Annotated in this window: 25 protein-coding genes and 3 pseudogenes; 8 read left to right on the plus strand and 20 right to left on the minus strand. The window is 61.8% G+C overall.

Annotated elements, in window-relative coordinates:
* Positions 1 to 49: 49 nt before the first annotated feature.
* From MMG94_RS21820 to MMG94_RS21890, 15 genes are all read right to left on the minus strand, one after another.
* On the minus strand, positions 50 to 1,153 hold the full coding sequence (locus MMG94_RS21820) for a Fic family protein (protein ID WP_016921248.1): 1,104 nt from the start codon (positions 1,151 to 1,153) through the stop codon (positions 50 to 52).
* Positions 1,154 to 1,318: 165 nt separating this feature from the next.
* Positions 1,319 to 2,164, minus strand: a complete 846-nt coding sequence (locus tag MMG94_RS21825) for an LPD7 domain-containing protein (protein ID WP_016921249.1) — start codon at positions 2,162 to 2,164, stop codon at positions 1,319 to 1,321.
* Positions 2,157 to 4,217: a type IV secretory system conjugative DNA transfer family protein gene (locus MMG94_RS21830; protein ID WP_016921250.1), complete on the minus strand. Its 2,061-nt coding sequence runs from the start codon at positions 4,215 to 4,217 to the stop codon at positions 2,157 to 2,159. Before MMG94_RS21830 ends, MMG94_RS21825 begins: the two co-directional genes overlap by 8 nt.
* On the minus strand, positions 4,207 to 5,280 hold the full coding sequence (virB11, locus tag MMG94_RS21835) for a P-type DNA transfer ATPase VirB11 (protein ID WP_016921251.1): 1,074 nt from the start codon (positions 5,278 to 5,280) through the stop codon (positions 4,207 to 4,209). Before virB11 ends, MMG94_RS21830 begins: the two co-directional genes overlap by 11 nt.
* Entirely contained in the window at positions 5,277 to 6,434 is a 1,158-nt protein-coding gene (virB10, locus tag MMG94_RS21840; RefSeq protein ID WP_026016451.1) for a type IV secretion system protein VirB10, read from the minus strand. The genes virB11 and virB10 overlap by 4 nt, the downstream gene beginning before the upstream one ends.
* 30 nt (positions 6,435 to 6,464) lie before the next feature.
* A complete protein-coding gene (gene virB9, locus MMG94_RS21845) occupies positions 6,465 to 7,325 on the minus strand; it encodes a P-type conjugative transfer protein VirB9 (RefSeq protein WP_016921253.1) in 861 nt (286 codons plus the stop codon).
* Entirely contained in the window at positions 7,322 to 7,996 is a 675-nt protein-coding gene (locus tag MMG94_RS21850; protein WP_016921254.1) for a VirB8 family type IV secretion system protein, read from the minus strand. Before MMG94_RS21850 ends, virB9 begins: the two co-directional genes overlap by 4 nt.
* Positions 7,989 to 8,315, minus strand: a complete 327-nt coding sequence (locus MMG94_RS21855) for a hypothetical protein (protein WP_026016452.1) — start codon at positions 8,313 to 8,315, stop codon at positions 7,989 to 7,991. The genes MMG94_RS21850 and MMG94_RS21855 overlap by 8 nt, the downstream gene beginning before the upstream one ends.
* A gap of 42 nt (positions 8,316 to 8,357) precedes the next feature.
* Positions 8,358 to 9,188 (minus strand): TrbL/VirB6 family protein, encoded by an 831-nt coding sequence (locus MMG94_RS21860; RefSeq protein ID WP_244415459.1) that lies wholly within the window; start codon positions 9,186 to 9,188, stop codon positions 8,358 to 8,360.
* A gap of 155 nt (positions 9,189 to 9,343) precedes the next feature.
* Positions 9,344 to 9,625 carry an EexN family lipoprotein gene (locus MMG94_RS21865; RefSeq protein WP_154420442.1) on the minus strand — a complete coding sequence of 94 codons (282 nt, stop codon included), beginning with the start codon at positions 9,623 to 9,625 and terminating at the stop codon, positions 9,344 to 9,346.
* Positions 9,622 to 10,332 carry a P-type DNA transfer protein VirB5 gene (gene virB5 / locus MMG94_RS21870; RefSeq protein ID WP_016921257.1) on the minus strand — a complete coding sequence of 237 codons (711 nt, stop codon included), beginning with the start codon at positions 10,330 to 10,332 and terminating at the stop codon, positions 9,622 to 9,624. Before virB5 ends, MMG94_RS21865 begins: the two co-directional genes overlap by 4 nt.
* Entirely contained in the window at positions 10,329 to 12,701 is a 2,373-nt protein-coding gene (locus MMG94_RS21875; RefSeq protein WP_026016453.1) for a VirB4 family type IV secretion/conjugal transfer ATPase, read from the minus strand. Before MMG94_RS21875 ends, virB5 begins: the two co-directional genes overlap by 4 nt.
* Positions 12,694 to 13,029 (minus strand): VirB3 family type IV secretion system protein, encoded by a 336-nt coding sequence (locus MMG94_RS21880; RefSeq protein ID WP_016921259.1) that lies wholly within the window; start codon positions 13,027 to 13,029, stop codon positions 12,694 to 12,696. Before MMG94_RS21880 ends, MMG94_RS21875 begins: the two co-directional genes overlap by 8 nt.
* Before the next feature lie 48 nt (positions 13,030 to 13,077).
* A complete protein-coding gene (locus MMG94_RS21885; RefSeq protein WP_016921260.1) occupies positions 13,078 to 13,371 on the minus strand; it encodes a TrbC/VirB2 family protein in 294 nt (97 codons plus the stop codon).
* Between the two features lie 51 nt (positions 13,372 to 13,422).
* Positions 13,423 to 13,971: a lysozyme family protein gene (locus MMG94_RS21890; RefSeq protein WP_016921261.1), complete on the minus strand. Its 549-nt coding sequence runs from the start codon at positions 13,969 to 13,971 to the stop codon at positions 13,423 to 13,425.
* Between the two features lie 39 nt (positions 13,972 to 14,010).
* Between MMG94_RS21890 and MMG94_RS21895 the strand changes: the two genes are divergently transcribed.
* Positions 14,011 to 15,036 carry an autoinducer binding domain-containing protein gene (locus MMG94_RS21895; protein ID WP_244415461.1) on the plus strand — a complete coding sequence of 342 codons (1,026 nt, stop codon included), beginning with the start codon at positions 14,011 to 14,013 and terminating at the stop codon, positions 15,034 to 15,036.
* Positions 15,037 to 15,118: 82 nt separating this feature from the next.
* On the opposite strand, the gene MMG94_RS21900 is transcribed toward MMG94_RS21895, so the two are convergent.
* Both MMG94_RS21900 and MMG94_RS21905 read right to left on the minus strand, forming a co-directional pair.
* A complete protein-coding gene (locus tag MMG94_RS21900) occupies positions 15,119 to 15,484 on the minus strand; it encodes a hypothetical protein (protein WP_016921264.1) in 366 nt (121 codons plus the stop codon).
* A gap of 197 nt (positions 15,485 to 15,681) precedes the next feature.
* A pseudogene (locus MMG94_RS21905) lies at positions 15,682 to 16,578 on the minus strand (IS3 family transposase); the annotation flags it as partial.
* A 66-nt stretch (positions 16,579 to 16,644) separates the two neighbouring features.
* On the opposite strand from MMG94_RS21905, the gene MMG94_RS21910 reads away from it, so the two are divergent.
* A complete protein-coding gene (locus MMG94_RS21910) occupies positions 16,645 to 17,679 on the plus strand; it encodes an IS110 family RNA-guided transposase (protein WP_026016454.1) in 1,035 nt (344 codons plus the stop codon).
* 257 nt (positions 17,680 to 17,936) lie between these two features.
* Here the strand turns inward: MMG94_RS21910 and MMG94_RS21915 are convergent.
* Positions 17,937 to 18,191 (minus strand): annotated as a pseudogene (locus MMG94_RS21915) (transposase); the annotation flags it as partial.
* Between the two features lie 264 nt (positions 18,192 to 18,455).
* Between MMG94_RS21915 and MMG94_RS21920 the strand changes: the two are divergent.
* Positions 18,456 to 18,584, plus strand: a complete 129-nt coding sequence (locus MMG94_RS21920; protein WP_016921268.1) for a hypothetical protein — start codon at positions 18,456 to 18,458, stop codon at positions 18,582 to 18,584.
* Positions 18,585 to 18,665: 81 nt separating this feature from the next.
* Here MMG94_RS21920 and MMG94_RS21925 read toward each other — a convergent pair whose 3' ends face one another.
* Positions 18,666 to 18,893, minus strand: coding sequence for a hypothetical protein (locus tag MMG94_RS21925; RefSeq protein ID WP_154420440.1), 228 nt, complete (start codon positions 18,891 to 18,893; stop codon positions 18,666 to 18,668).
* Between the two features lie 92 nt (positions 18,894 to 18,985).
* On the opposite strand from MMG94_RS21925, the gene MMG94_RS21930 reads away from it, so the two are divergent.
* The 5 genes and pseudogenes from MMG94_RS21930 to MMG94_RS21950 all read left to right on the plus strand — a co-directional run bounded on the left by MMG94_RS21930 (position 18,986) and on the right by MMG94_RS21950 (position 21,508).
* Positions 18,986 to 19,336, plus strand: a complete 351-nt coding sequence (locus MMG94_RS21930) for a copper amine oxidase (RefSeq protein WP_244415467.1) — start codon at positions 18,986 to 18,988, stop codon at positions 19,334 to 19,336.
* Positions 19,337 to 19,391: 55 nt separating this feature from the next.
* Complete coding sequence (locus MMG94_RS21935; protein ID WP_016921271.1) at positions 19,392 to 19,859, plus strand: Ros/MucR family transcriptional regulator; 468 nt, start codon at positions 19,392 to 19,394, stop codon at positions 19,857 to 19,859.
* 97 nt (positions 19,860 to 19,956) lie between these two features.
* Positions 19,957 to 20,259 carry a 4-fold beta flower protein gene (locus tag MMG94_RS21940; RefSeq protein ID WP_081495708.1) on the plus strand — a complete coding sequence of 101 codons (303 nt, stop codon included), beginning with the start codon at positions 19,957 to 19,959 and terminating at the stop codon, positions 20,257 to 20,259.
* Positions 20,259 to 20,654, plus strand: a complete 396-nt coding sequence (locus MMG94_RS21945; protein ID WP_026016455.1) for a DUF2513 domain-containing protein — start codon at positions 20,259 to 20,261, stop codon at positions 20,652 to 20,654. Before MMG94_RS21940 ends, MMG94_RS21945 begins: the two co-directional genes overlap by 1 nt.
* Positions 20,641 to 21,508: pseudogene (locus MMG94_RS21950) on the plus strand (tyrosine-type recombinase/integrase). The gene MMG94_RS21945 and the pseudogene MMG94_RS21950 overlap by 14 nt, the downstream one beginning before the upstream one ends.
* 79 nt (positions 21,509 to 21,587) lie before the next feature.
* Here MMG94_RS21950 and MMG94_RS21955 read toward each other — a convergent pair.
* A complete protein-coding gene (locus MMG94_RS21955; RefSeq protein ID WP_154420436.1) occupies positions 21,588 to 22,421 on the minus strand; it encodes a PD-(D/E)XK nuclease domain-containing protein in 834 nt (277 codons plus the stop codon).
* Positions 22,422 to 22,467 lie beyond the last annotated feature (46 nt).

Here is a 22,467-nt window from a genome sequence, read left to right on the forward strand (position 1 = left end):
GAGCTTTCCCATCCGCGCAATCGTCTGGAAGGGGGGTATCGGTCGATGCTCAGACTTCGCGCAGCGAGTAACTCGTGCTGCGGCCGCCGGCGGCGTCTTTGACCAGCATGCCGCGCTGGAGGAGATCGTCGATATCGCGCAGCGCGGTATCCTGTGAACATTTGGCGAGCTTCGCCCATTTCGACGATGTGAGCTTGCCCTCGAATCCGTCCAGCAGCCGATTGATGATGGCGCGTTGCCGGTCATTGAGCGGTGTTCCGGCGTAGGCGTCCCAGAAGCGCGCTTTTCGCAAGACGGAAGCCAAGATCGTCTCCGCTCCGTCGAAAGCGCGATTCAAGCAGTCGAGGAACCATTCAAGCCAAGCGGTAATGTCGAGGCCGCCTTTCTGGGTCGCTTCCAGGATATTATAGTAGGCGTTGCGCTCCAGGCGGATTTGCGCCGACATGCTGTAGAACCGCTGCGGAGTGTCCTCCGAACGCGTGAGCGCGAGGTCGGCGACCGCGCGGGCGATGCGGCCATTGCCATCCTCGAAGGGATGGATGGTGACGAACCATAGATGCGCGACGGCTGCTTTGATGACGGGGTCGATTGCGACGCCAGCCTCGAACCAGGCGAGGAACGCTCGCATCTCTTTTTCGATCCTTGCCGCATTCGGCGCCTCGAAATGCACCTGCTCGCGCCCGATTGGTCCTGACACCACCTGCATGGGACCGGTCGCCAGCGTGCGCCACGCGCCAACGGCAATCTTACGCATGCCGCTGCGACCGGTCGGAAACAGCGCGGCGTGCCAGGCGAACAGCCGCTCTTTCGTCAGCGGCGCCGTATAGTTCTGAGTGGCGTCGAGCATCATCTCAACGACGCCTTCGACGTCGCGATCGGCGGGGACCAGGCCAGCGACGTCCATGCCGAGACGACGGGCTATCGACGAGCGCACCTGCTCCTTGTCGAGCAGCTCTCCTTCGATCTCGCTGGACTTCAGGACTTCTTCAGTGAGAGTCTGAAGGACCGCTTCCGCGCGCAGCCGAAAGCCGAGCCCCTCCATGCGTCCGATCAGCCGGCCCTGGCGATGACGGACGGACGCGAGCCGATCCGCCAGGCGCTCCTGGCTCCATCTGAAGGCGGGCCAGTCCTTGTGTTCGTGAATGTAGCTCATAATCACCGCGTCGTGTGCGGTGATTATAGGGTCTATTCGCCGCAGATCCAAACGTTTTCGCCGCAAGAATTGCGGAAATAAAATTAGGCGTTCACCTCTCGCCCCCTTTAATCAATCCGGACCCGCGGCAAAGAACGAGATTGACGATCGCATTTCAGACGGACGTCAACGATCCCCGCGATGCGGCTCAGCGCGATCAACATACTTCCTTCGTTGCTTGGCCGCGACGGGCGCTTCGCGTGTCGGCCCTTTCCGCTCGCCGATTTCCGCCTGCTCGAAGCGGGCGCCGCGACGGCGATGATGCGCCATGCGTTCGCGGGCGGCGTCGAGAACGCGTTTGCGCGCTTCGGGGTCTTTCGGGAAAGCTGCGAGGGCGACGCGCTCTATGGCCGCGAGATGCGAGCGGGCGTTGCGATCGTCGGTCCCATCTTTCTCAATCCGCTCCGCCGTTTTTGAGGGCGAGCGCTGCAACGGCGTCCCTGCGCTGGTCCTGTCGCGCTTGAAGGGGAGGGACCTGTCGCCGCTTTCGGATTGCTTTTGCATTTTTCCCAGCGCGGCGCGATCGAGCTCGGTTGGCTCATAGCCTTTCGCCTCGATCCCACGCGCCGAGGCGGCGAGCCAGGCCTTCCTGCGAAATTCCAATGAACCGATCAGCTCGACCTTTTCCCAACCGCGATGCGCGGCGATGGCGACGAGGTCTCGGACAATCTCGATGCTGGCGACCTGTGTGACGAGGCGGTCGCGGCCAGCCTTCGCCACCAGATATTCGCCTCCTCGGTCGGCATAGAATTTCGCTTCCGAAGCGCCAGCCTCGACGACGTAATATTTGCGGCGCAGATGCGCGGGCAAGGAATCGAGCTCGGCGAGATCCCTCGCCGTTGAAGCTGCGCGTCGATCGGGAGCGTCCCCGGTGCGTTCAGCGTCGCGTTCGCTAGATTCATCCACCTTTCCGTCGCGGACGAGTCGTTTCAATTCGAAGGCGCGGCCGTTGTCTTTCATCTCCTCAGCCACGGCTCAGCTCCTGATTTCGCTTGCGCCGCTGGCCGCGCCCAGATGCGCCCTTGGCTGGCGCGTCTTCCGCCCCCGGCGGGGCGGCGCTCAAAGTCTCGCTCTTCTCCGAAGCCTCTTCATAATGCGCGGCGCCGTCGATATAGCCAGACACCCAGGCGTTCAGAGTTTCCTCCGAGACATTTTCCAGATCGAGCGGGACGTCGGCGAGGCTCGAGAGCGCGTCGGCAGGGATCGACGCGGGGTCGTCGATTTCCGCGTCGGTCAGAGGGCGACGAACGACGATGGCGCGCAATTCCGCGACGTCCTGCTTCAGCTGAAGAACTTGCGAGGCCAGCGCCTCATGCGCGGGCGCCGGCATCGGTTCGATCACGGGCGGGGGAAGCAGGCGCACGGTGAAGCGGCGGTCTTCGTGATAGACAAGCTTATCGGCGAGGATCGGCGGCACGCCAGCCATGAGCACGAAAGCTTTGCTTTTGGGCGCGAGCTTCAGCTCTTGCGGCAACATGAGAGGGCGCCGGTGGTCCGAGACTGTCTCCGAGCGGGAGCGGTTCGAAAATCCCCAAGGCCGCGAGAAGCTTTTCGCCTCCACGGTCTGCGTCCCGAAGCGCTCCGAAAGTTCGACGGCGACGTCGTGTTCTTTCGGCGTAAACACGATCTCGACGGCGTGATTGGTCAAGAAGTTCTTGGCGTCGTCCGCGCCATAGATCGCCCGCAATTGCGAGGGGCTCTGCAGGACGGTCAGGAGCCTGATGCCATAGCCGGCGACGAAGGCGACGCTCTTCGCCAGCACGCCGAGATGGCCTAGTGACGGAAATTCATCGAGTAGAAGCAGCAACTGGCGTGAAAGGGCCGGATTGTGCTCCGGCAATTCGCGGGCGTTGAGATCGACGACCTGCTGAAAGAACAGATTTATGAGCGGCGCCAGCCGGTCGAGATTGTCCGGCGTCACCGCGAGATAGATCGAGATCGCCTGGGAGCGAAGCTTGGCGAGATCGAAATCGCTCGCCGAGGTGGCGGCGTCGATACGGGGATTGAGCCAGAGACCGAGGCGGGCGGTTACGGTCTTTCGAACCGATTGCAGCGTGTTTTCTGAAGCCGCGAGAAAATCGTTGAGCGCGGCGACGCAAGGCGTCGAGAGTTGGTCCGGCCCACTCTGTCGCGCCCGCATCACGTCCTCGAAATGCGCCTTAACATCGCTCGCCGCCGTGAGCTGGCGCAGGATTTCGCCAATTGTGAACGGCAGTTGCGGGGTTTCGGCGACGTAACCGCCGATGGCGATGAAAGCCGAACGCGCCGCTTCCGTCCAGAACGGGTCGCCGCGTGGATCCGGCGGAAACAGCATGCCGGCGATGCGCTGCAGATCGTCATAAAGATCGGCCGGATCGCGGCGGACGGCCGAGAGCGGGTTATAGCGGGCCGTGCGGCTTTGAGGGTCGAAGGGATCGAAGAGATGGACGTCTTGTCCGTGCGCCGCGCGAAAGCCCGCCGTCTTGACGAAATTCTCCTTCTTGACGTCGAGGACGACGACGCTGTCGGTCCAGGAGAGGAGATTTGGAATGACGACGCCGACGCCCTTGCCGGAGCGCGTCGGGGCGTAGACAATGACATGTTCCGCGCCGCCGAAGGTCAGCAGCTTGCCGTTCGTCTGGGCGAGCAGCAAGCCGTGTTTCTTCCGCAATCCGGCCTGCTCAATTTCGCGAGAGGCGGCGAAGCGCGCGGCGCCGTGCAGGGGACGTGGCCGCACGCGCAAGACCATGCCGAGCAGCGCAAATGTCGCAATGGCGCCGGCGAGCGCGCCGATGGTCAGCCAGCGGTCGAGGCGCTTGTCGGTCCCGAAATGCGGCGTAAGCGTCAAAATATCGAAAACATGCAAGCCGCCGTCATGCGCGCGCAACCCGATGAGTAAGACGTTCGACGCCACAAGGAGAAAGGTCGCGGCCGCCATGAGCAATAGACCAACTGGGAGCGCGAGGCGCGGCCATTGGTTCCATTCCACGCGCGAGATCGTCGCGGGAAGGGAGAAAATTCTGGGCGCGCTCGATTCAGAAAGCATTGCGGCGTTTGGCCTCGGGGTCGTAGTGGATTTCCGTGATGCGGTAACGGCCGTCACGGCGGCTCATCTGCACGACGATGTCGATGGTGAGATGCAGGAGTCGCCTGATGTCCTCGCGCGCGAGCTCGCGTCCCTCGGCGCTCTCCTTGACGAGCAGCGTCAGCTGTTCGAAGGCGAGGCGCGCGCTGTCGGCATGGACCGTGGTGATCGAGCCCGGATGGCCGGAATTCACATTGCGCAGATAGTAGAAAGCCGTGCCGTCGCGCAGCTCCTGCAGGAGGATGCGATCTGGGCGCATACGCAAGGCGGACTCCAGTAGTTCGCGCGGGCCGATTTTTGCGACGCCCGAGCCATCCTTGGCGTAGAGCAGGCGGACGTGATTGGGCTGCGGGATGGTGAGCTCCGCCGTATCCTCGATCGTGAGAATGCGCTCATGATCGGGGATCAGCGCGACGAGGCCTTTCGCGAGCGTCGTCTTGCCCGATCCCGTCGCCCCGGAAATCACGATGTTGCGGCGGCTGGCGACGGCGCGTTCGAGAAAGGCGCGCCAATGGCCCGCGTCTCTGAGCCCGACGAGCGCCTCTTCGTCGGCCGAGAGCCCGTCGCTCGCTCGGCGAATATCGGCAAAGAGCGAGCGGCGCTCGAATTCGTCGAGCGTCATCGCTGCCGCCGCCACCTTGCGGATCGTGAGGCTCACCGCGCCAGCCGGAACAGCCGGGGGCGCCACGATCTGGCAGCGCTCGCCCATTGGCAGAACGGTCGAGACGATCGGATGGTCGGGCGCGATATCCTGGCGGGTGAAAGCCGCCGCGGCGGTGGCGAGATTCATCAAATGCGAAAAGGCGAGGCCCCCGCGCTCATGGCATCTCCAGCCATTGGGGCCTTCGGTGAACACTTCGCCCGGCCGGTTGACGACGATTTCGGTCAGTTCGGAGTCGGCGAGGAGGTCGGCGATCGGCTCGAGGCATCGCAGCAGAACACGGCGCTCCGCCGACGGCGCGCCGCTATCCATTGCGTCTTGTGGCAGGAATTCCTCGAGCACAGCCGCTTCCTCGCCGCTCATGGCTTCGTGACCCTCTGTGGTCCCCCCATGCCCCCGACGATCGTTCGATCGAGGATTCGCGTGCGGCCTTCGACGAGCCGCAGGCGATATACGGAGGAAAAATCGAGATCGCGGGCGACGAAGACCGAGACGAGTTCGCCTTGCTTCTTAGTGAGGGTCGGCGGAATATTGATCGATTGTTCCGTTGCGATCGCCGCCGCGCTCTGCCCGGAGTTCTGGATGGAATTCACCTGAATCTCGGCCTGCGACAGCCTCGTGGCGGCGATTTGTCCAGCGTCGTTGACGATCGACAGCAGCAGCGCGCCGCCAAACCGTTCGAAGAAATGATTGTCGATCTCGCCGTCGAAACCGGAGCGCCCGAGCGCATCGGTCGCAGGGCTCGAGAGCGCCACGATCACCCCGGTTGGCGTCTTGGCGCGGGTCCACAGGACGAACATGCGCTTCGAGCCGCGCCGCACATTGCCGCGATATTCGCCGACGATCTGCGTGCCCTTCTCCATCAGCACGACCTCGCCGGAATCCGACATCACGTCGCGTTCGACGACGCAGGAGACGAAGCCGGCGACGTCCGACGACATGGCGGTCTCCAACACGCAGGGAATAGCGGTTCCCTGCGTGACCATCAGATGGCGATTGGGCAGGCGGGCGGCGCGCACGCGTTCGAGCGCGGTAGGCCTGAGCTTGCTCGCGAGATCGTCGCGGGATTCGGGAGGACCATAGCCGTTCGCGTAAATCGAACCCGTGGGTTCACCGTCAATGCCGGTCAACGCTCCAGTCGGCGCGGTCGGTTTTGGCTGCGACGGACGATTGAAGACGAGCACCGGGGCGCGCCGCGCGCTGTCCATGAGCTCGTCGGCCTTCGACCGCTCGGCGCGCTCCGGTATCGCGATGGGAAGCACGATCGGCTCCGGCCGAGCCGCCAGCGGATCACGTGGGCGTTCAAACACATTCGCCACCGAAATCGTCGGCTTCTGACGCGCTTCGGCCTCCGTCGGCGCACGCTTCCAACTCGCCCACAGCACGAGGCCGGAGAAGGCGACAAGCGCGAGGACGCCCAATCCCTTGCGCCAGGGCATGGTCGAATCTCCCACCGATGAGACTGGCGTGATGCGGCGCTCCTGGTCGAGTGGGCCGGCGGCTGAATCTTCACTCATTGTTTTCGCTCTCGAATTTAATTGCGATCGTCATTGCCTTCGCGTCGCTCGTCGTGGTAGCCGAGCGACGCTCGGGCTGGTCGTTCGCGTCGCATGGTTCACGCCTATGGGATCGAAGGCCTCGTTGAAGATGCAAAGAACCTCCGCGCCTTGGCGCAGGCGCAATTCGCGCCCGACCGCATGGACGACGACGAGTTCGCCGCGCACGTCTTTTGGAACCAGGCTCTCGGTTCCGTCGGAGGCGACAAGGAAGATCGCCGGAATCTCGCGGTTGCCCTCGAAGCGCAGCGTCGTCTCCTTGCCGTCGTCATAAACGGCGTCGGGCTCCAGGGTCGGCGTCCCTTGCGCCGAATAGCGCCAGTTGCGCGGAGCAGCAGCGTTGTGGAGCGCGAAGGTTTCGTCGACCGCGCGCGCCTCCATCTCGCCGCGCCGAGAGCGGTCAACGTCGCGTCGCGCCTCGGCTTCATCGCCCGGATAGGCGAAGCGCACCATGAAGTAGCTGTCGGCAAGAGAGCTCTCCGCGATCGACAGCTCGAATTGATAGGATCGCTTGCGGCCGTCGCGGCGCGTGGTGACCACCTGCAAATTGGTCGGCGGGTGCTTCTCTCGCGGCTTCAGGAAGAGGATATTGCCGGCGGGCGCGACTTCCCAGGAGATCGAATCGCCGATTGCGACATGGGCAATCTCTTCATCTTCGGAAAAGAGCACCTGGGTCGAGGCGCGGATGACGCCGTTGATCTTGACGACGTTGAAGGGGTCGTAGGCGACCATGCGCACGCGGGCGTCACGCGATCCGGCCGCGGGCTGCTGCAGGGTGAGCGCCGGAGCGGGCGCGAGCAAAAGCCCGCACGCGATCGCCGTGGCGCGAGCGACGGAGAAGGGGTTCATCATGGCGCCGTCTCCGGATCGGATCGGTATTCCGAGACCAGAAAACCGAGCGGGTTGATCAGGCGATCGGAAGAGGAGATTGTCGCTTTCTTCTCGAAAGAAAAAGCGACTGTGGCGATCCAGTGCGAAAGCTTGGTCTCGTCACCGTGCCGGACTTCGCGCAAATAGCGCACCGAGGCGAGATTGGGGCCGAGCAGCGAGATCGCCTTGATGCGGATTTCCGCAACGCCGCTCCGCCCATAGGCGACTTGCGGGCTGTCGGGATTTGAGCCTCGATAGACGGTCGAAAAGCGCGCCTGCTCGCTCTGCGTCGAGAGCAACGAGATGGTGCGGAAATTCGTCGGCGCTTCGACGAAGCTATATCCTTCCCGCGCCCGCACATATTGGGCGAGGAAATATTTGACGATCGCCTCATCGTAAGTCTGCGGCTCGTCCTTGAGAGCGGAGACGACGTCGACGACGCCTGTCGCATTGTCGACGCGAATCACGAAGGGCTCGACGGTCTTGAGCGGAGTTAGCGCGGCGACCGCGCCGATCGAAATGAAGGCGAGGATCGAGGCCGCCGCCGCGACGCCCCAGGCGATGCGCTTTGAGCGTTGCGCCGAGAGGAGGAGATCCTGCTCCCACAGGCGCGCCCGCTCGAAATAGGTCTTCAGCTCGCCAGCCTCAACCATGGTCGACTTCCCCGCAGCCCCGCGTCGAAGCGGCGATATCGAAGATGGGAAGGGCGGCTGTTCGCTCGCTGGGGTGCGCCCTGTCGATCTCGCCCTTGCGGATGATCAGCTCGCCGCTCCGAGGCGGAAGAGGAGCTGGCGCCGGCGCCTCGATCGGCGCGACGGCGATCGGCCTCGCATTCTCCCAATCCCACAGCGACCGGTTCAATGGCCGCCGCGCCGCGCCGTCGCAGGAGGGCGCGCCGGAGCCCATGAGGCTCGCGCAGCCGGTAAGAGGCGCTGTGAGCGCGAGCGCCAGGAATGCCATTCGTGCTGTCATTGCGTCTCCGAAACCGAGGTCATTCGAGATGGCGGAATTTTGCTATTCTGTGGGAACGCGGCGGATGCTGCCGCCTGTCCGTCGTCCGCGCAGCGCCCGGACCGTTCGCGTCGCGGCGATGTGGGCGCCGGCATAGGCGCCGATCGTTGCCCCCATAGTGGCGGTGGTCGCGGTGGCCGCCATCCAGCGGTTGAGCATGTGGGCGGCGAGCGACGCGCCGCCGCCGGCGAGCGCTCCCGCAATCTCCGGCAGTTGCAGGGCGATATAGGCGGCGAGCCCGAGCACGGCGCTGATCGCCACCGCGCCAACGATCAGCTGGCCGCTGGTGGTGGCGTTGGCGCCGTATTTGTCGACGAAATGCCCGACGGTCGTCAGCATCAGCCCGATCAGCGCCACGACGAGTACGTGCAGAATGACGAAATTGGCGAGCTGGCGCGTCCAGGCTTCGCCGAAGGTCCGTGTCGCCTCGAACAGCATGAGCGCGATGAAGATCGGCCCGAGCGCCAGCACCAGTGCGAGGCCGACCTTCGCATAGAGCATGATCGCAAATTGCAGGAAGCCGCTGACGGCCGTGAAGACGAGAAGAATGGCCGCGACGAGCGCCGGCACGATATCGGTCAACCCTGCCTGGTCATATATTTGCTGGGCAACCGCAATTCCTTTGGTCAACAGTTGATCAAAAGGCTGGCCGGATTTCATGTCGAGACCGCTACCGGCGATGACGTTGCTGATCTCTTTGGGGAGCGAATCGAAAAACAGGCCTGCGACATATTGTTGATAGGACGCAGCGTTGGTCGCGAGCAGGATCACGGTCACGATCCGGATCGTGCGCCAGGCGAAGTCGAGAATTGGCTCCTGGATGGCGCCGCGCATGACCGCGATCCCATAGATCGCGACATACAGCATCACCGCCACCCGAAGCGGCGCATCGACATAGGATGTGAGGTTCTGAACCGAGTTCGATACGAATTGCGTGATCGGCTGTTCAAACTCTTTCAAGAATTCGTCGAAAACGGCGATGGCCATGGTCAGCGACCTTCACGCGAGCGGCGCAGGGCTTCCTCTCGCCCCCAGATAAAAATTTGCTTCTGCGCTTGATCGGCGTTTATGCACTCGGCCGTATCGCGCAGGGTTCCCGGATTAGCTTTGCACCGCCGCTTGGTTGTGGCGTGCTCGGCTTCGTTTTCGAGATACCAGGAAACGTCATGGACCACGGGCGTAGCCTTTGGCGCAGGCTCGGATGAGCGGGGTTCCCTGTCGCATCCTGAGAGGCAAGTTGCGATCAGCAATGTCGAAGCGAGCGTCTTCATTGGAGGGCCGCCTTCATTTCGTCGATCGTTTTCCGACGCCGTTCGCGTTCGCGCTCGACGTCCATGTCGGACTGCGCGCGCTGAATCATCGTGAGGCCCTGCAGGCGCAGCACGTCGTTTTGCAGCAACGCCTGTTCGGCCTGCAGGCGCGCGGAGAGATCGAGCACTTCCTTGGCGTCCTTTGAGGCGCTGACCTGGCGGCGCAATTCTTCGAGTTGGTCGATGCGGCGAGAGGCCGTGTCATAGACGGCCTGGCCGAGCGAATGCTTCGCCCCCGTTTGGCGGGCGATGCGATCAAGCTCGGAGGCGTAGAAGGAATTCCCTGGGTTTTCCGTGTAGACGCGGTTTTGTGACAGATAGCTGTCGATCGAGGCGGCGAAGCTTCCCGAACCCGAACCCTTGATGAGGCCCTCGATTTGGGCGAATTCCCCCGGCAGATATTTCCGAAATTCCGAGGAATTCAGAAGGCTGGCGACGTCGTTCGCGTTCGTGAGCTTGTTGAACGAGTCATAGAGTTGCTTCGCCTGGGCGAGCTGGTCCTGCGCCACTTTCAGCTGCGAAGTGAGGGTCTCGACCTGTTTCTTCATCTCGATCAACTGGTCGAATTGGCGGGCGAAGACGCTGGGGTCGAACACGACTTGGGCGGACGCCGAAAAGGGCAGGGCGGCCATGATCACGACAGGGAGAAATCGATCGGGCGGCTTCATGCGAGAGTCTTTCGGCGCTGATGAAAGAGCGGGAGCCATTTGGCCGGATCGTCGCCGACCTCTGCGCGCAAGCGATCGGCGAGCTCGACGGTCGCGGTACGACCCGAGAGGACCGCGAGCGCGTCGTCCACTCCCATGAGATCGAGCTCGGCGACCACGGCCTCGTGGCCCTGTTTCAAAAGAAAGCGCCGGCTCTCGGTCGAGAGCTCTTCGCGGATGAGGCGGAATTCCGCTTTTGTGAGATGGAAGCCGTCGACATAGTCGCGCGCCTGGCCGCGGGCGTTCGGGAAGAAAATCTGGGTCGGGCATTGCTCGACGATAGTATGGGCGATTGGCGAGGCCAGCGCGTCGCGCGGCGATTGCGTCCCGAACACCATCACGCCGTTCTTCTTGCGGATGGTTTTGAGCCCGTCGTTCGCGAGATCGCGGAAAGCGTCGTCGCCGAGCGCCTTCCAGAATTCGTCGATGGCGATGATGATGCGTCGGCCGTCGATGAGCTCCTCGACCCGCCGAAACAGCACCATCATCAGCGGCGTGCGAATGATGGGATCATCGAGCGCCTCGGTCATATCGAAGCCGAAAGCGTGCGAATCGATGCTGATCGCGTCCTCGTCGGCGTCGAGCGCCCAGCCTAGGGCCTGGCCTTTGCACCAGCGCTCCAAACGCGCGCCGATCCCTTCCGTGTCTCGCTGACCGAGGAAGACGCGTAGCGCCGAGAAGGAACGCTCATGGCGCGGCATGTCGCGCAGCGCCACGAGACCGTTGTCGATCCTTTGCTCGTCGGCGACGGAGAGCGGCCTTCCCTCGACGCTGACGAGCTTGCGCACCAGCGCGCCGAGGAAGGCGATATTCGAGGGGGTGAGCTCGAAGCTCTTCAAGGGCGCGCAGCCCGTAGGCCTGCCGCTCCTCAGGGCGAGGTAAGAACCGCCGATCGCTCGGATGAAGAGCTCGGCGCCGCGATCCTTGTCGAAGAGCACCAATTGGCACTTGAGCTTTTCCGCCTGCGCCAAAGCGAAAGTCAGGAAAGCGGTCTTACCGGAGCCGGAGGGGCCGCAGATGAAGGTGTTTCCCAGATCGCCGACATGGAAGGAGAAATGGAACGGCGATCCCGACGCGGTCTTGAGCACCGCGACGGCGGGTCCCCAATGATTGCCCTCAGCCTTCCCCGACGGATAGGCGTGAAAGGGCGATAGACCCGTGAAATTGCGCGAGGTGATCGCGCCGGCCCGCGCCCGATATTTGAACAGGCCTGGCAATTGCGCCCAGAAGGCCGCCTCGAGTCCGAGGTCTTCGCGCGCCACGACGGCGCCGGCGTCGGCGAGAATACGGCGAGCCTGGCTCATTTTGTCGAGCAGGGCGCGGGGCGCGTGGGCGAGGACGAGAAGCGACAGATGATGCTCGCCCATCACGAAGCGGTTCGATTCGAGATCGTCGAGCGCGGCATCGAGCTCATCGATTTGCGACGCCGCCAAGTCATTGGCGGAGAGCAGCTGGTTCTGCTTGCGCGTCATGACCGTCTTCGCCTCCGCCTTGGCGAGGAAGGCGAAGCTCTGCGCGAGCACGAGTTCGAAAGGGGCGGCAAGGAGGCCGTCGAGCAGGCCGGGCCGCGTCGTCGCCGGATAATCCTTGAAGGCCAGCACGCCGGCGAAGCGCGATCCGCCGGGGCCGCGGATTTCGATCGTCTCGCGGCCGAAGATGAGGCGATTGGCGTAGAGCGCCGGCCCGATCGGTCCCTGGACGAGCGGGAAGGGCAGGCGTTCGCAAGCGACGAGCTCCTGCAGGAAGGAGCCGATCTCGGAAAAGAGGATTCCCTGCCGCTCGGAGAGTCCGAGGCGGCGCGGAGAAAAGCGGTCGAGCGCCGCCAGCAGATCGCGCGAGACGTCTTCGAGCTTCTTCAGCCCAAAGACGTCGACCTCGGCTCCGCCGTGTTGCGCGCGAGCAAGGCGTGAAAAGAACAGTGACGCGCGTTCAGCTGCGTCGCGCCCCGGATGCCAGACAAGGGTGAGATAAAGCTCGTTGCCATAGAACGTGTCGGAGACAAGCCGCGCCTGATAAGCCTCATTGAGTTTGCGCGCGAAATCCGAGTGAAACGTCCCTTCAGGATAATCGGTCGCCCGGCTGCGGATGACATGCGTCCAGAGCGCCAAGCGCTCGTCAGCGATGTTGCGCAGCGTCAGATTGAGTTTGGCGTGGAGGTCGTTGAGATTGGCGGCGTCGGCCGTCTCGAAGGAGACGTCGGAAAGGCGGATCGTGGCGATCAGCGCGCGCGTCGAAAGCGACACGACATGCTCGGTGACATGGCGCAGATAAGGAAGGTGAACGCCAGATTCTACCTCTCGGGCCTTTATGCGCATAGCTATGCTAGCCATGGGCGAGCTCCTCGACATTGAATCGGCGTACGAGCCGCAAGGGCGTACATGAGGAGCCGCCCCAAAGATTCGCATTGCGGTGACGCCCGCGCGTCTCCAACCAGGCGAACAAGATGCGAAACTGGTTGGCGTCTCGTCGGCAGACGAGCCGGCAGGCGAAGTGGATCGGCAAGGCGACGAGACCGTAGAGCAGACTCCCAGCCAGAACGAAGAGAATCGACGAGAAGATGACGTTGAGTCCCATCGCCTCCATCGTCACGCCGAGGATCATCGCCGGGCGCGTACAGGCCAGAAACAGAGTGTCCTCGACGAGGCGTTCGTCGCTCATGGTCGGTTCCGATCGAAATGATGGAGGGAAGCAGGCATAGGTCAGCGGCTATCTGCCGGTAAGCGTCGTGACGATCTCGGCGGCGCCGAACAGGATGGCGATGCCGAGAATGACGTAACCGGCGCGCCTCAGATCGAGATAGCCGAACATCCAGGACATGCCGGTGACGATGATCGCGAGCGTCGCCAGCAGCTTCGCGACATTGCCAGTGAGCGCGTCGACGATGTTCTGAAGGACCTTTTCGACATTGGCGCTTTGCGCCGCCGCCGGTTCGTTGAGAGTGAGCGTAACGACGGCGTTGGTGAGCAGCAGGAAGGAGAGGCGACGGGCTAAGGAATGCATGATGGATCGAGACTCCGTGTCTAGAGTGCGAGAGATGCTTCGAAGGCGCGGTTACCGTTGGGAAGAAGCGGGAGCCTCATAGACGAGGAGCGATCTCCCGGACGCGCTGCCGAAGACGTCCCAGGGCTTTTTGGGCAGGGGCGCCGGCTCAGGAAGAGCGCGGTCTTCTTGATGAAACGGACGCTCTTCGCGACCATCAAGCGGATTATTGGCGGCGAGCTTAGCACGCGTGGCGCCCTGGACGCCCGCTATTCTCACCCTTGTGAAATGGTTCGGATCCTCATTGAGAATCTGGACAGCGGCGCGCAGCGCCGAGCAAGGCTCGAAAGCTTCCGCGACGTCGATTCCGGCCTTGTCGAGATCGGCGAATGTCAGGCCGACGAGACCCAGTCTCGCCTCTTCTTTGCCGACTTTCGTTTGCATCGCGAGAGCGATCGCCTCGTCCTTGGAAGTTGCGAGAATCTTGATTGGCTTGCGGCCATCGATCGTGAGCGAAAGAGGCTCGAAGTCGCTCGCTGTCCGCACGATCTCAATCAGCGGTTGCGCATCGACGGTTGGCGAGCAGCGTTCGGCGGATGTCATGAAAGCTGAGAGGTCCATTTAATTGGCTCCGCGGCGGCCGGCGCCGCGCCGCGCGTTTTGTCGGCCCGTTTGTGGGCGACTGATATTGAGGTGGAAGCGGCTGCCGCTGAGCGAGGCGAGTTGCATGAGTTCCAACTTTCCGAATCGCAATCAATTCGGGGTGCAAGGAACCAGAAGCGCGACGCCGATGAACCTGCGAAATTTCACAGGGGCGTTCTTGCAAACGCGTTCACAAAATCGCCGCATGCTGACCACACACACGCGCATTGGTGGTTCGCGTTCAACAGGCGTGTGAGCAAGGAGGCCATTGCCCGAACAGGGAGCAAAGCGCGCCGAAGCAAGGCGAAAGGTTTAGATATGCGGCGATTTCAAAATGCGTTTGAGGAATTCATCGACGGCGTGGGCACGGCGTCAGACAAGGCGGCGTTCCGCGCCGTGGCCGAGCGGGCGACTCAAAGATTGGGTTTTAGCTATTTCGCCTATCTTAGTCTCACCGAGCATAGTTACACGTTAATTTCGACATATCCGAAGGAGTGGACGACGCGTTATTTGAACGAGCGTTACGATCTTATCGACCCTGTTATCATCCGAGCGCGGCGCGACCGCGATCTTTTCCGATGGAGCGGCGCGCAGGCTTCCAGTGGCCGAGGAAACCGGGTCAAGCGGTTTTTCGGCGAGGCCGCGGAGTTCGGGATAGAAAAAGGCGTCACCATTCCGATTCCGGCGGGCTTTGACCGCTTCGCCGCCTTCACTTTCGCGGCAGGTAGGCACGGGCCTGACCTTGACGAGAAGATCGCCGATGCGAAGGAGGTTTTGCAGCTCATGGGCATGTATTTTCACGCCCGCGTCGAAACCATGTTGAAACAGCCCGTCGGCCTCGATTCATCGTCTCCATTGAGCCAACGCGAAGCGGAATGTCTCGCTTGGACCTCGCGCGGCCGCACAATGGATCAGATCGGCCAGATCCTCGGCATTAAGACGCGCACCATCGCTTTTCATCTCGACAGCGCGCGCGCCAGACTGGGCGCTGAGAATGTTGCGCACGCCGTGGCGCTGGCGTTGCGGCGCGGGTTGATTCCCTAGCCGGGCGCCGCGCGAAGGATTTGAGCATGCGGAAGGGGAGCCGAGAGCCTGTCTTCGACTTCTCGACTGCCTCCGTAGGCTTTCACTCGTCCAGACCCCCGCCGGCATCTTTCACATTCGGGTCGGTCGGTATCAGGAGGTGATCCAATGCGTCATCGAAGCCGATGAGAGTCGTAAACGCCAATTTTAACTCTGCTGTCGCGGCGCTCATCGCCAATCGGATGTCATGAAGACGAGAAATGGCGTCCCGCCCAGCTTCGGCGAGATTCGAGCTCACGGCCGAAGTGGCACCGTCGAAAATTGAGTTTTTGACGCTATCCTGCCATTCGACAAGCGCCCGATGTGCCGCCGCCTCTTCCCGTTCCAGCGCTTCGACCTTCGCGAGCGCTTCGCGATAGCGGAGCAACGCTTCGACGGCTCTCTTTTCGAGACCGGTATTCTCGCCCATGCGCTCGTTTCTCCGACCAGGCTGAACAGCGGCCATTTATAGCTCAACCCGTAAACGGATTTTCAACGCGGCCACCGCAAGCTCAAGCGCCGTCTAGCTTTGAACGACGGCGCGCCGACGAAGACGCACATCCTAAACCTGCTGCATAGGCTGATTGACGGCAAATCTGAGCTGCTGCCGGTTTTGTGGACGCCGAGTTAAGTTACCCCCACCTTCTTTTCGAACTCAACGGGGCTGACGTAGCCGATCGTCGAATGCCTGCGGACAGGGTTGTAGAACCGCTCGACGTAATCGAAGACGTCGGCCCGAGCATCGTCACGCGTGCGGTAGACTTTCTTTCCGATCCGCTCGGTCTTCAGCGAGGAGAAGAAGCTCTCCATCGCCGCATTGTCCCAGACATTGCCGGATCGGCTCATCGAACAAACGACGCCATTGTCGGCCATCAAGAGCTGGAACTGCTCGCTCGTATATTGGCTGCCCCTGTCGGAGTGATGCAGCAAGGCGTCCGGCTTGCCGCGACGCCAGATCGCCATCATCAACGCATCCGCGACGAGCCCAGCAGTCATCTCGGCCTTCATCGACCAGCCGACGACCCTGCGCGAGAACAGGTCGATGACCGCCGCGACGTAGAGCCAGCCTTCCGCCGTCCAGATATAGGTGAAGTCTGCGATCCACTTCTGGTTCGGCGCCGGCGCGGCGAACTGCCGGTCGAGAACATTCGGCGCGACGATCGCCGACCTTTGTCCGTCGTCCTTCGGCAGACCGCGGCAGCGCGGCCGCGCCCGCAAGGCGTTCGCCCGCATCAATCGTTCGATCCTGTGCAGCCCGCAGGAGGCGCCTTCCGCCAGGACGTCCCGCCAGACGCGGCGGGCGCCGTAGGTTCGGGCGCTCCCCACGAAGCTCGCGCGGATTTTCCTTGTCAGCTCCTCGTCGGCGACCGACCGGGCGCTCGGCCCGCGACGCAGCCAGGCGTGAAAACCCGACCGGGAGACGTCCAGCGCTTCGCAGAGCCACGCCACCGGCCAGACGCTCCGGTGCTTTGCAATGAAAGCGAACCTCATTTCGCTTCCCTCGCAAAGAAGGCTGCGGCCTTTATGGTATGGCCCGCCCCTCGCTTCCGGGCGCAATATTGGCGCTGAATTTGGAGGGGGAGAGGACCGATGAAAAGGTCATCAATCGCTGTAATCGGCATCGATCTTGGCAAAAATAGCTGTAGCCTGGCTGGTCAAGACGCGACTGGCGCCATCGTTTTGCGCCGTAAGATGAGTCGGCAAGGCATCATTGCTTTCACGGCGACTCTCCCACCATGCGTCATCGCCATGGAAGCCTGTTGCGGGGCGCATTTTTTCGGACGCACGTTCGAGACCCAGGGCCATGAGGTCCGGCTGATGTCGCCGGAATATGTCCAGCCCTATGTGAAAGCCCAAAAAACCGACGATCGGGACGCAGAGGCGATCGCCGAAGCGGCGCCCCGGCCGACGATGCGTTTTGTGTCCCTTAAGAGCGAGGCTCAACTAGACTTGCAAGCCTTGCATCGGGCCAGAGAACGCCTTGTGCTCGCACGCACTGCGCTCATCAATCAGTTACGCGCCGTCCTGTTCGAGCGCGGCGTCATCCTTCCGAAAGGTCGGTTGCTTCTTATGCGACGTCTTGGAGAGATCGGCGTTGAGAGCTTGCCGATCAGCGTCCGCACAAAGATCCTGGTCAATGACCTGCTTGACGAGTGCACGGCGCTCGACAAGCGCATCAAAGGTTACGACGAGGAATTTGCCGCTGTGGCGCGTAACGATCTCCAGGCGCGCCGTCTTTCGGGAATCCCGGGCATTGGCGTAATCAACGCCACGGCGCTGATTGCGGCGATTGGAGACGGCAGCGCGTTTGCGCGTGGTCGTGATCTCGCATCCTGGCTCGGCTTGACGCCGCGTCAACATTCGACGGGCGGCAGGACCAAGATCCTGGGCATCAGCAAGCGTGGAAACCAATATTTGCGCAAGCAGCTCATTCATGGTGCGCGAGCGGCTCTGCCGCATTTGGCGGCCAAACCAACAAGAATGGGCGAATGGTTGCGAGAAATGCTCAATCGCAGGCATACCAATGTCGTGGTCGTCGCGTTGGCCGCCAAGCTCGCCCGGATTATCTGGGCGCTCTTGCGCCGTGAAACGACCTACGATCAGAGCGCGATCATCGGAGTTTGACAATACCGCCTTGCGGCCAATCCCTGACGGGCGGGCCGCGTCGTTGTCTGTGAGAGGTGAAGAACAGATGGCATAACGGTCAAACCGGCGGTCGGAAATCCTGGTCCTAAATGCGGCGCTCGACGCCGTCGCCTTTATGAGGATCCAGGCCGCGCGGATATCCATCTTGGCCAGGGAAAGCCCTGAGACCGGATACGTTGATGCAGACCGAGCATGCCATCGAAGCGACACTCTTGCGGACCGGGCGGGCCATACGTTTTTAGGATGTCGCGCTCCGCCCGCAGCTTGGCGACCTCACGGCGCAGCCGCTCGATCTCCAGTTGCTCCGGCTTCTGCTGGCCATGGCCGGGGAAGGCCTGCGCGGGATCCGCCGTCAGCTCCCGAACCCAGCGCCGCAACACATTCTCGTGCACGTCCAGATCGCGGCACGCCTGCGCGACCGTGACCCCGCGCTCCCTTACCAGCCGAACTGCCTCGACCTTGAACTCCCGACTGAATATCCGTCTCGCCATAACCAACCTCCGGTCTCATGAAACACCGTTTCTCGGCGTCCACAAAACCGACAGCAGCTCAATCGTCAGAAACGCTGGCGGTGGAGGTACCTCCACACATCGATGATCCGAGCCGAGGCGTGGATGACAACGCGACACTGATCCCCCTGATCATGAACGAGAAGCTTGGCGCGATACTCGGCCCGGCGATTGCCTATAATCTGAGGACGCTGCTTGTCAGGGAACCCTACGGGACATCTCCGCAACGACCTCGCGCACGGGCGAATGCGCCTGATCGACGTGCAGGGCAGTCAGTGTGCCTATCTTGTCTGGCTGCTTCTCAAGATCGTGCTCGCCTTGAACCAGGAGCCCGGCGCGTCGCTCGATGACCCGGACGGGTTGGACGAGGAATGACGGGAGCGACGCCGGCGGCACCTGATGCCGCCAGCGAAAATTGGTCAGGGCTCGGATGCTTTTGGGGTCACGATGAAACACTCATGGAATGCCTTCGCGGGCCTCGCGGCCGTCCTCGAAGTCGCGGCCCGGCGCCAGCTCGAGCCCGTCGGGCGGCGGCGCGTCAGGGCCGTTCCCCTGAACGAAAACGATGCGGCGAGGGCCGTAGCCGGCCAGTGTCCCGACCGGATCGGAAACCATTCGCACGAAGAAGGAGTCGATCACCCCGCCTTGCGTCTCGATAGAAGCCGCCGCGCGCGCAAGCGCCAAGACGCGCTCATCCATATTCGACGGCGACCGATCGCTGCGACCCGATCGAGACAGAAAGCGGCCTCCAATGGAGCCCGGCCGAGTTCAACACGATCGTCGTCTCTGACAGCGTGCTCAAAAACGCGCGGGGCCGGCGCACGGAATACGAACTCATCCCGCTCCGATCGGGCGTCGCGCGGCACACCGAGCTTTTCTCCCGCAACGATTTCTGGATTACGCGCGCCAAGCCAGACGAGCTGCTGGCGGTTCATCTCCCCAATTACGCCAGAGGCGAGTCCGTCGCCGGCGAGGACATCGCGGTCTGGTACACTGGATCGCTGCGCCACGAAGACCACATGCGCGATGAAGACCGCGACGCGGTTCCCGTGCTTTGGGTCGGCTTTGAACTGCGCCCGCGCAATCTCTTCGACGCAACGCCGCTTTTTGGTAAGGACGCGCGTTGATATCGGATCAGGAAGGTGAAATATCGCCTTGTGGCAGTTGACTGGGAGATTGGCGATGGCTGATTCTGAACGCGAAGAGAATTTCAGTTCCACAGAATTGGCGGCGGGGATCGTCGCGGCCTTCGTCGCGCATAATTCGCTTCCCGTGGCGGAGCTGCCGGCTCTGATCGCTTCCGTAGAGACGGCGCTGCGCGGCCTCGCCGGCCACGGGCCGGCGGTTGCGGAGACCGAGAAGCCGACGCCCGCGGTGCCGATCCGCAGATCAGTGACTCCGGATTACCTCGTATGTTTGGACGACGGAAAGCAGTTCAAATCGCTCAAGCGGCATTTGGCCGTGTTGGGGATGACGCCAGAGGAGTATCGGGCCAAGTGGGGCTTGCCCGCCGACTATCCGATGGTGGCCCAGAACTATGCGGCGCAGCGCTCGGACCTGGCGAAGAGCATGGGGCTGGGCCAGGCGCGCAAGACGACGGCAGCGAAACGGGGCCGTAAGCCGAAGGGAAGCGGGCAAGCCGCTGTCTGACGGGTATGCGCGTTTTGAACTGCCGGTCGAAGCGTCGCTTCGACGCGCATCTATATATGATAATGTCTTTTATCTTATTATATGCTGGGAGCAGATCATGGACTGGCTTTGGACTTGGGGAGGAAAGTGCTTCGGTTATCGCGATGGCGACGATTTGTTGACCCATGACGGCAGGCATGTGGGTCGCTTCAACGGCGACAAAATATTTGATCCGCGCGGTCGATACCTTGGAGAGCTAATGAACGAAAACAGGCTCATCCGGCGCAAAGGAGTTACGAGTCTGCGTGGCTATAATTTTACGCCTCGCGCAAAAAGGGCTGCTTACGCCAAGTACGCAAACTATGTTGGCTACGCGATGTATGCGGGTTACGAAGATTTTCCTGCCCCGGAGAGTCTTTGATGAAACGCGATATGGATCTTATTCGAGAGCTGCTCCTAAAGCTGGAAGGCGCAAATGTTCCGCCGGGAGTGACCGCTGTCATTTCTCCTTACGACGCGCGATTAGCGGTCAACGGCTTCGATGGTGAGGAGATTGGACATCACCTTCGGATGTTGGTAAGCGCGGGTTTCATTGAAACAGGCAATCAACCATTTGCGGCAGACGGGGCTTTGATCTTCCGCCAGATAGCTTGGGAGGGGCGCGATTTCCTTGATTCCGTCCGTGATCCAGAGGTGTGGGGGAAGACGAAGAAGGGCGCGCTCGCCGCAGGAGGGTTCACTTTTGATCTCTTGAAAGACCTCGCCAAGGGCTTTCTCAAAAAGCAAATTGCGGAGCGCACCGGTGTCGACCTCTAGCGCTCTCATTATTCCGGTATCCCTGCCGCCGCTTGTCGTGTCGGCGGACGATCGCGTCCAGACTCGCTTTTGGGAATTCTTCGTCAATAACATCCGCAACGCGCACACACGGCGCACCTATGGGCGTGCGATCGGCGAATTCCTCGCCTGGTGCGAGCAGCGTGGACTCGCTTCGCTCATCGACATCAAGCCGCTGCATGTCGGCGCTTATGTCGAAATGCTAACCCGCAGCCACAGCGCGCCGACGGCGAAGCAACGCCTCGCCGCCATCCGCATGCTGTTCGACTGGCTGGTGACCGGGCAGATCGTCCCCACCAATCCGGCCGCCAGCGTGCGCGGGCCGAAGCATGTCGTCAAAGTCGGCAAGACGCCGGTGCTCGACCCTTCTGAGGCGCGGACGCTGCTCGACAGCATCGACGCGACGACGCCCATTGGCTTGCGCGACCGCGCGCTGATCGGGCTCATGGTCTATTCCTTCGCGCGCGTCGGCGCAGCGCTCGCCATGAAAGTCGAAGACGTTTACGTGCAGCATCGCCGCCTCTGGGTGCGGCTTCACGAGAAGGGCGGCAAGCGCCATGAAATGCCCTGCCACCATAATTTAGAGGCTTACCTGCACGCCTATATCGACGGCTGCGGGCTCGCGAATGATCCAAAGGGGCTGCTGTTCTGCACGATTGGGCGGGGCGCGGGCGAACAGCTTCCGCGCCACGGGCATCACCGCCTATCTCAAGAACGGCGGGACGCTCGAGAAGGCCGCCAGCATGGCGAACCATGCCTCGACACGCACGACACAGCTCTATGACCGCCGGCACGACGAGATGAGCCTCGACGAGGTTGAGAGGGTAGTGATTTGACGAGATGGCCGCGTCTGCGGGCACAGAGGACTCCGGCCTAAGCATCCTTCAGTTTCTTCGACGGTAAAGACGGGCTCGGCTACGGGTCTCTTTTCACCCGTCTGCCCTTCCCTGTCACTATGATCGGGACCCAATTCATATTGGCCTTTACACCCCGAAACTCTTCTTCAAGTCGTTCTTGATGAAGCAGAGCATCGGTCGTGTAAATGACTGCAAAAAAGGTCCGCCAGTCGTAATGACCGCTGTATCCCTTCATGTCCGCATAGAGTTCATCGAGGGCTTTCTTAACGTCCTTTTCAGAGTCGGCAAATTTGTATTCAGCTGCGGCCATCAGTGACCTTACGCCGATATCCGGCTTGTATGTCTTCAACAGCTGGCCAACGGGTATTTCTCGAATGGCATCATGGAACGCAAACTTCACGACTTCGAAGATTGCTTGCTGAACGTCAGACTCTTTACGCGGCTCCAAACCCTTTGCTTGGATGATCGCACCTGTGTTCTGCAAAATCGTTCTGAACACATCAATGCCGGTGACAGCCCTTCGGTCGGTCATTGTCGCAAGCGATTGGTAAAGGCCGCCAACTTTTGCAAGAGCGGGGCTGATCAATCCCACATCCCACGGCTCATGCACCATGTTGATCAAGCCATTCGGCTCATAGGACCTAAATTCCGCGGCGATCTCTGCTGTGAACAGGGGAAGCTTGAGCCGCTCGGCTAAGATACTGACTTCGCGATACAGCCTTTGGAGATAGAAACGCAGCGTCTCCTCTGCCTCATACATTTCGTCGTTTTCGAGCAGTTTTTCGTTGCCCCCCGAAGACTCGATAAGATCCCCTAACTTTGTTTCAGCTTCGCGCGCGCGGCCAAGGGTTTCGGCAATGCTAGCCGACAATAATTGCTCTTCCCGTCCCATACGGATGTTCTCCAAATTCGTTCTTCCAGCGGGCACACACCCTAGG

The organism is Methylocystis parvus OBBP, assembly GCF_027571405.1.
GTDB lineage: Bacteria > Pseudomonadota > Alphaproteobacteria > Rhizobiales > Beijerinckiaceae > Methylocystis > Methylocystis parva.

Coding starts and splice junctions, on each gene's coding strand:
- MMG94_RS21820 (WP_016921248.1), bottom strand. CDS start 1,153: ATGAGCTACATTCACGAACACAAGGACTGGCCCGCCTTCAGATGGAGC.
- MMG94_RS21830 (WP_016921250.1), bottom strand. CDS start 4,217: ATGCTTTCTGAATCGAGCGCGCCCAGAATTTTCTCCCTTCCCGCGACG.
- virB11 (WP_016921251.1), bottom strand. CDS start 5,280: ATGAGCGGCGAGGAAGCGGCTGTGCTCGAGGAATTCCTGCCACAAGAC.
- virB10 (WP_026016451.1), bottom strand. CDS start 6,434: ATGAGTGAAGATTCAGCCGCCGGCCCACTCGACCAGGAGCGCCGCATC.
- virB9 (WP_016921253.1), bottom strand. CDS start 7,325: ATGATGAACCCCTTCTCCGTCGCTCGCGCCACGGCGATCGCGTGCGGG.
- MMG94_RS21850 (WP_016921254.1), bottom strand. CDS start 7,996: ATGGTTGAGGCTGGCGAGCTGAAGACCTATTTCGAGCGGGCGCGCCTG.
- MMG94_RS21855 (WP_026016452.1), bottom strand. CDS start 8,315: ATGACAGCACGAATGGCATTCCTGGCGCTCGCGCTCACAGCGCCTCTT.
- MMG94_RS21860 (WP_244415459.1), bottom strand. CDS start 9,188: ATGCGCGGCGCCATCCAGGAGCCAATTCTCGACTTCGCCTGGCGCACG.
- MMG94_RS21865 (WP_154420442.1), bottom strand. CDS start 9,625: ATGAAGACGCTCGCTTCGACATTGCTGATCGCAACTTGCCTCTCAGGA.
- virB5 (WP_016921257.1), bottom strand. CDS start 10,332: ATGAAGCCGCCCGATCGATTTCTCCCTGTCGTGATCATGGCCGCCCTG.
- MMG94_RS21875 (WP_026016453.1), bottom strand. CDS start 12,701: ATGGCTAGCATAGCTATGCGCATAAAGGCCCGAGAGGTAGAATCTGGC.
- MMG94_RS21880 (WP_016921259.1), bottom strand. CDS start 13,029: ATGAGCGACGAACGCCTCGTCGAGGACACTCTGTTTCTGGCCTGTACG.
- MMG94_RS21885 (WP_016921260.1), bottom strand. CDS start 13,371: ATGCATTCCTTAGCCCGTCGCCTCTCCTTCCTGCTGCTCACCAACGCC.
- MMG94_RS21890 (WP_016921261.1), bottom strand. CDS start 13,971: ATGGACCTCTCAGCTTTCATGACATCCGCCGAACGCTGCTCGCCAACC.
- MMG94_RS21900 (WP_016921264.1), bottom strand. CDS start 15,484: ATGGGCGAGAATACCGGTCTCGAAAAGAGAGCCGTCGAAGCGTTGCTC.
- MMG94_RS21910 (WP_026016454.1), top strand. CDS start 16,645: ATGAAAAGGTCATCAATCGCTGTAATCGGCATCGATCTTGGCAAAAAT.
- MMG94_RS21920 (WP_016921268.1), top strand. CDS start 18,456: ATGCGCCTGATCGACGTGCAGGGCAGTCAGTGTGCCTATCTTGTCTGG.
- MMG94_RS21935 (WP_016921271.1), top strand. CDS start 19,392: ATGGCTGATTCTGAACGCGAAGAGAATTTCAGTTCCACAGAATTGGCG.
- MMG94_RS21940 (WP_081495708.1), top strand. CDS start 19,957: ATGGACTGGCTTTGGACTTGGGGAGGAAAGTGCTTCGGTTATCGCGAT.
- MMG94_RS21945 (WP_026016455.1), top strand. CDS start 20,259: ATGAAACGCGATATGGATCTTATTCGAGAGCTGCTCCTAAAGCTGGAA.
- MMG94_RS21955 (WP_154420436.1), bottom strand. CDS start 22,421: ATGGGACGGGAAGAGCAATTATTGTCGGCTAGCATTGCCGAAACCCTT.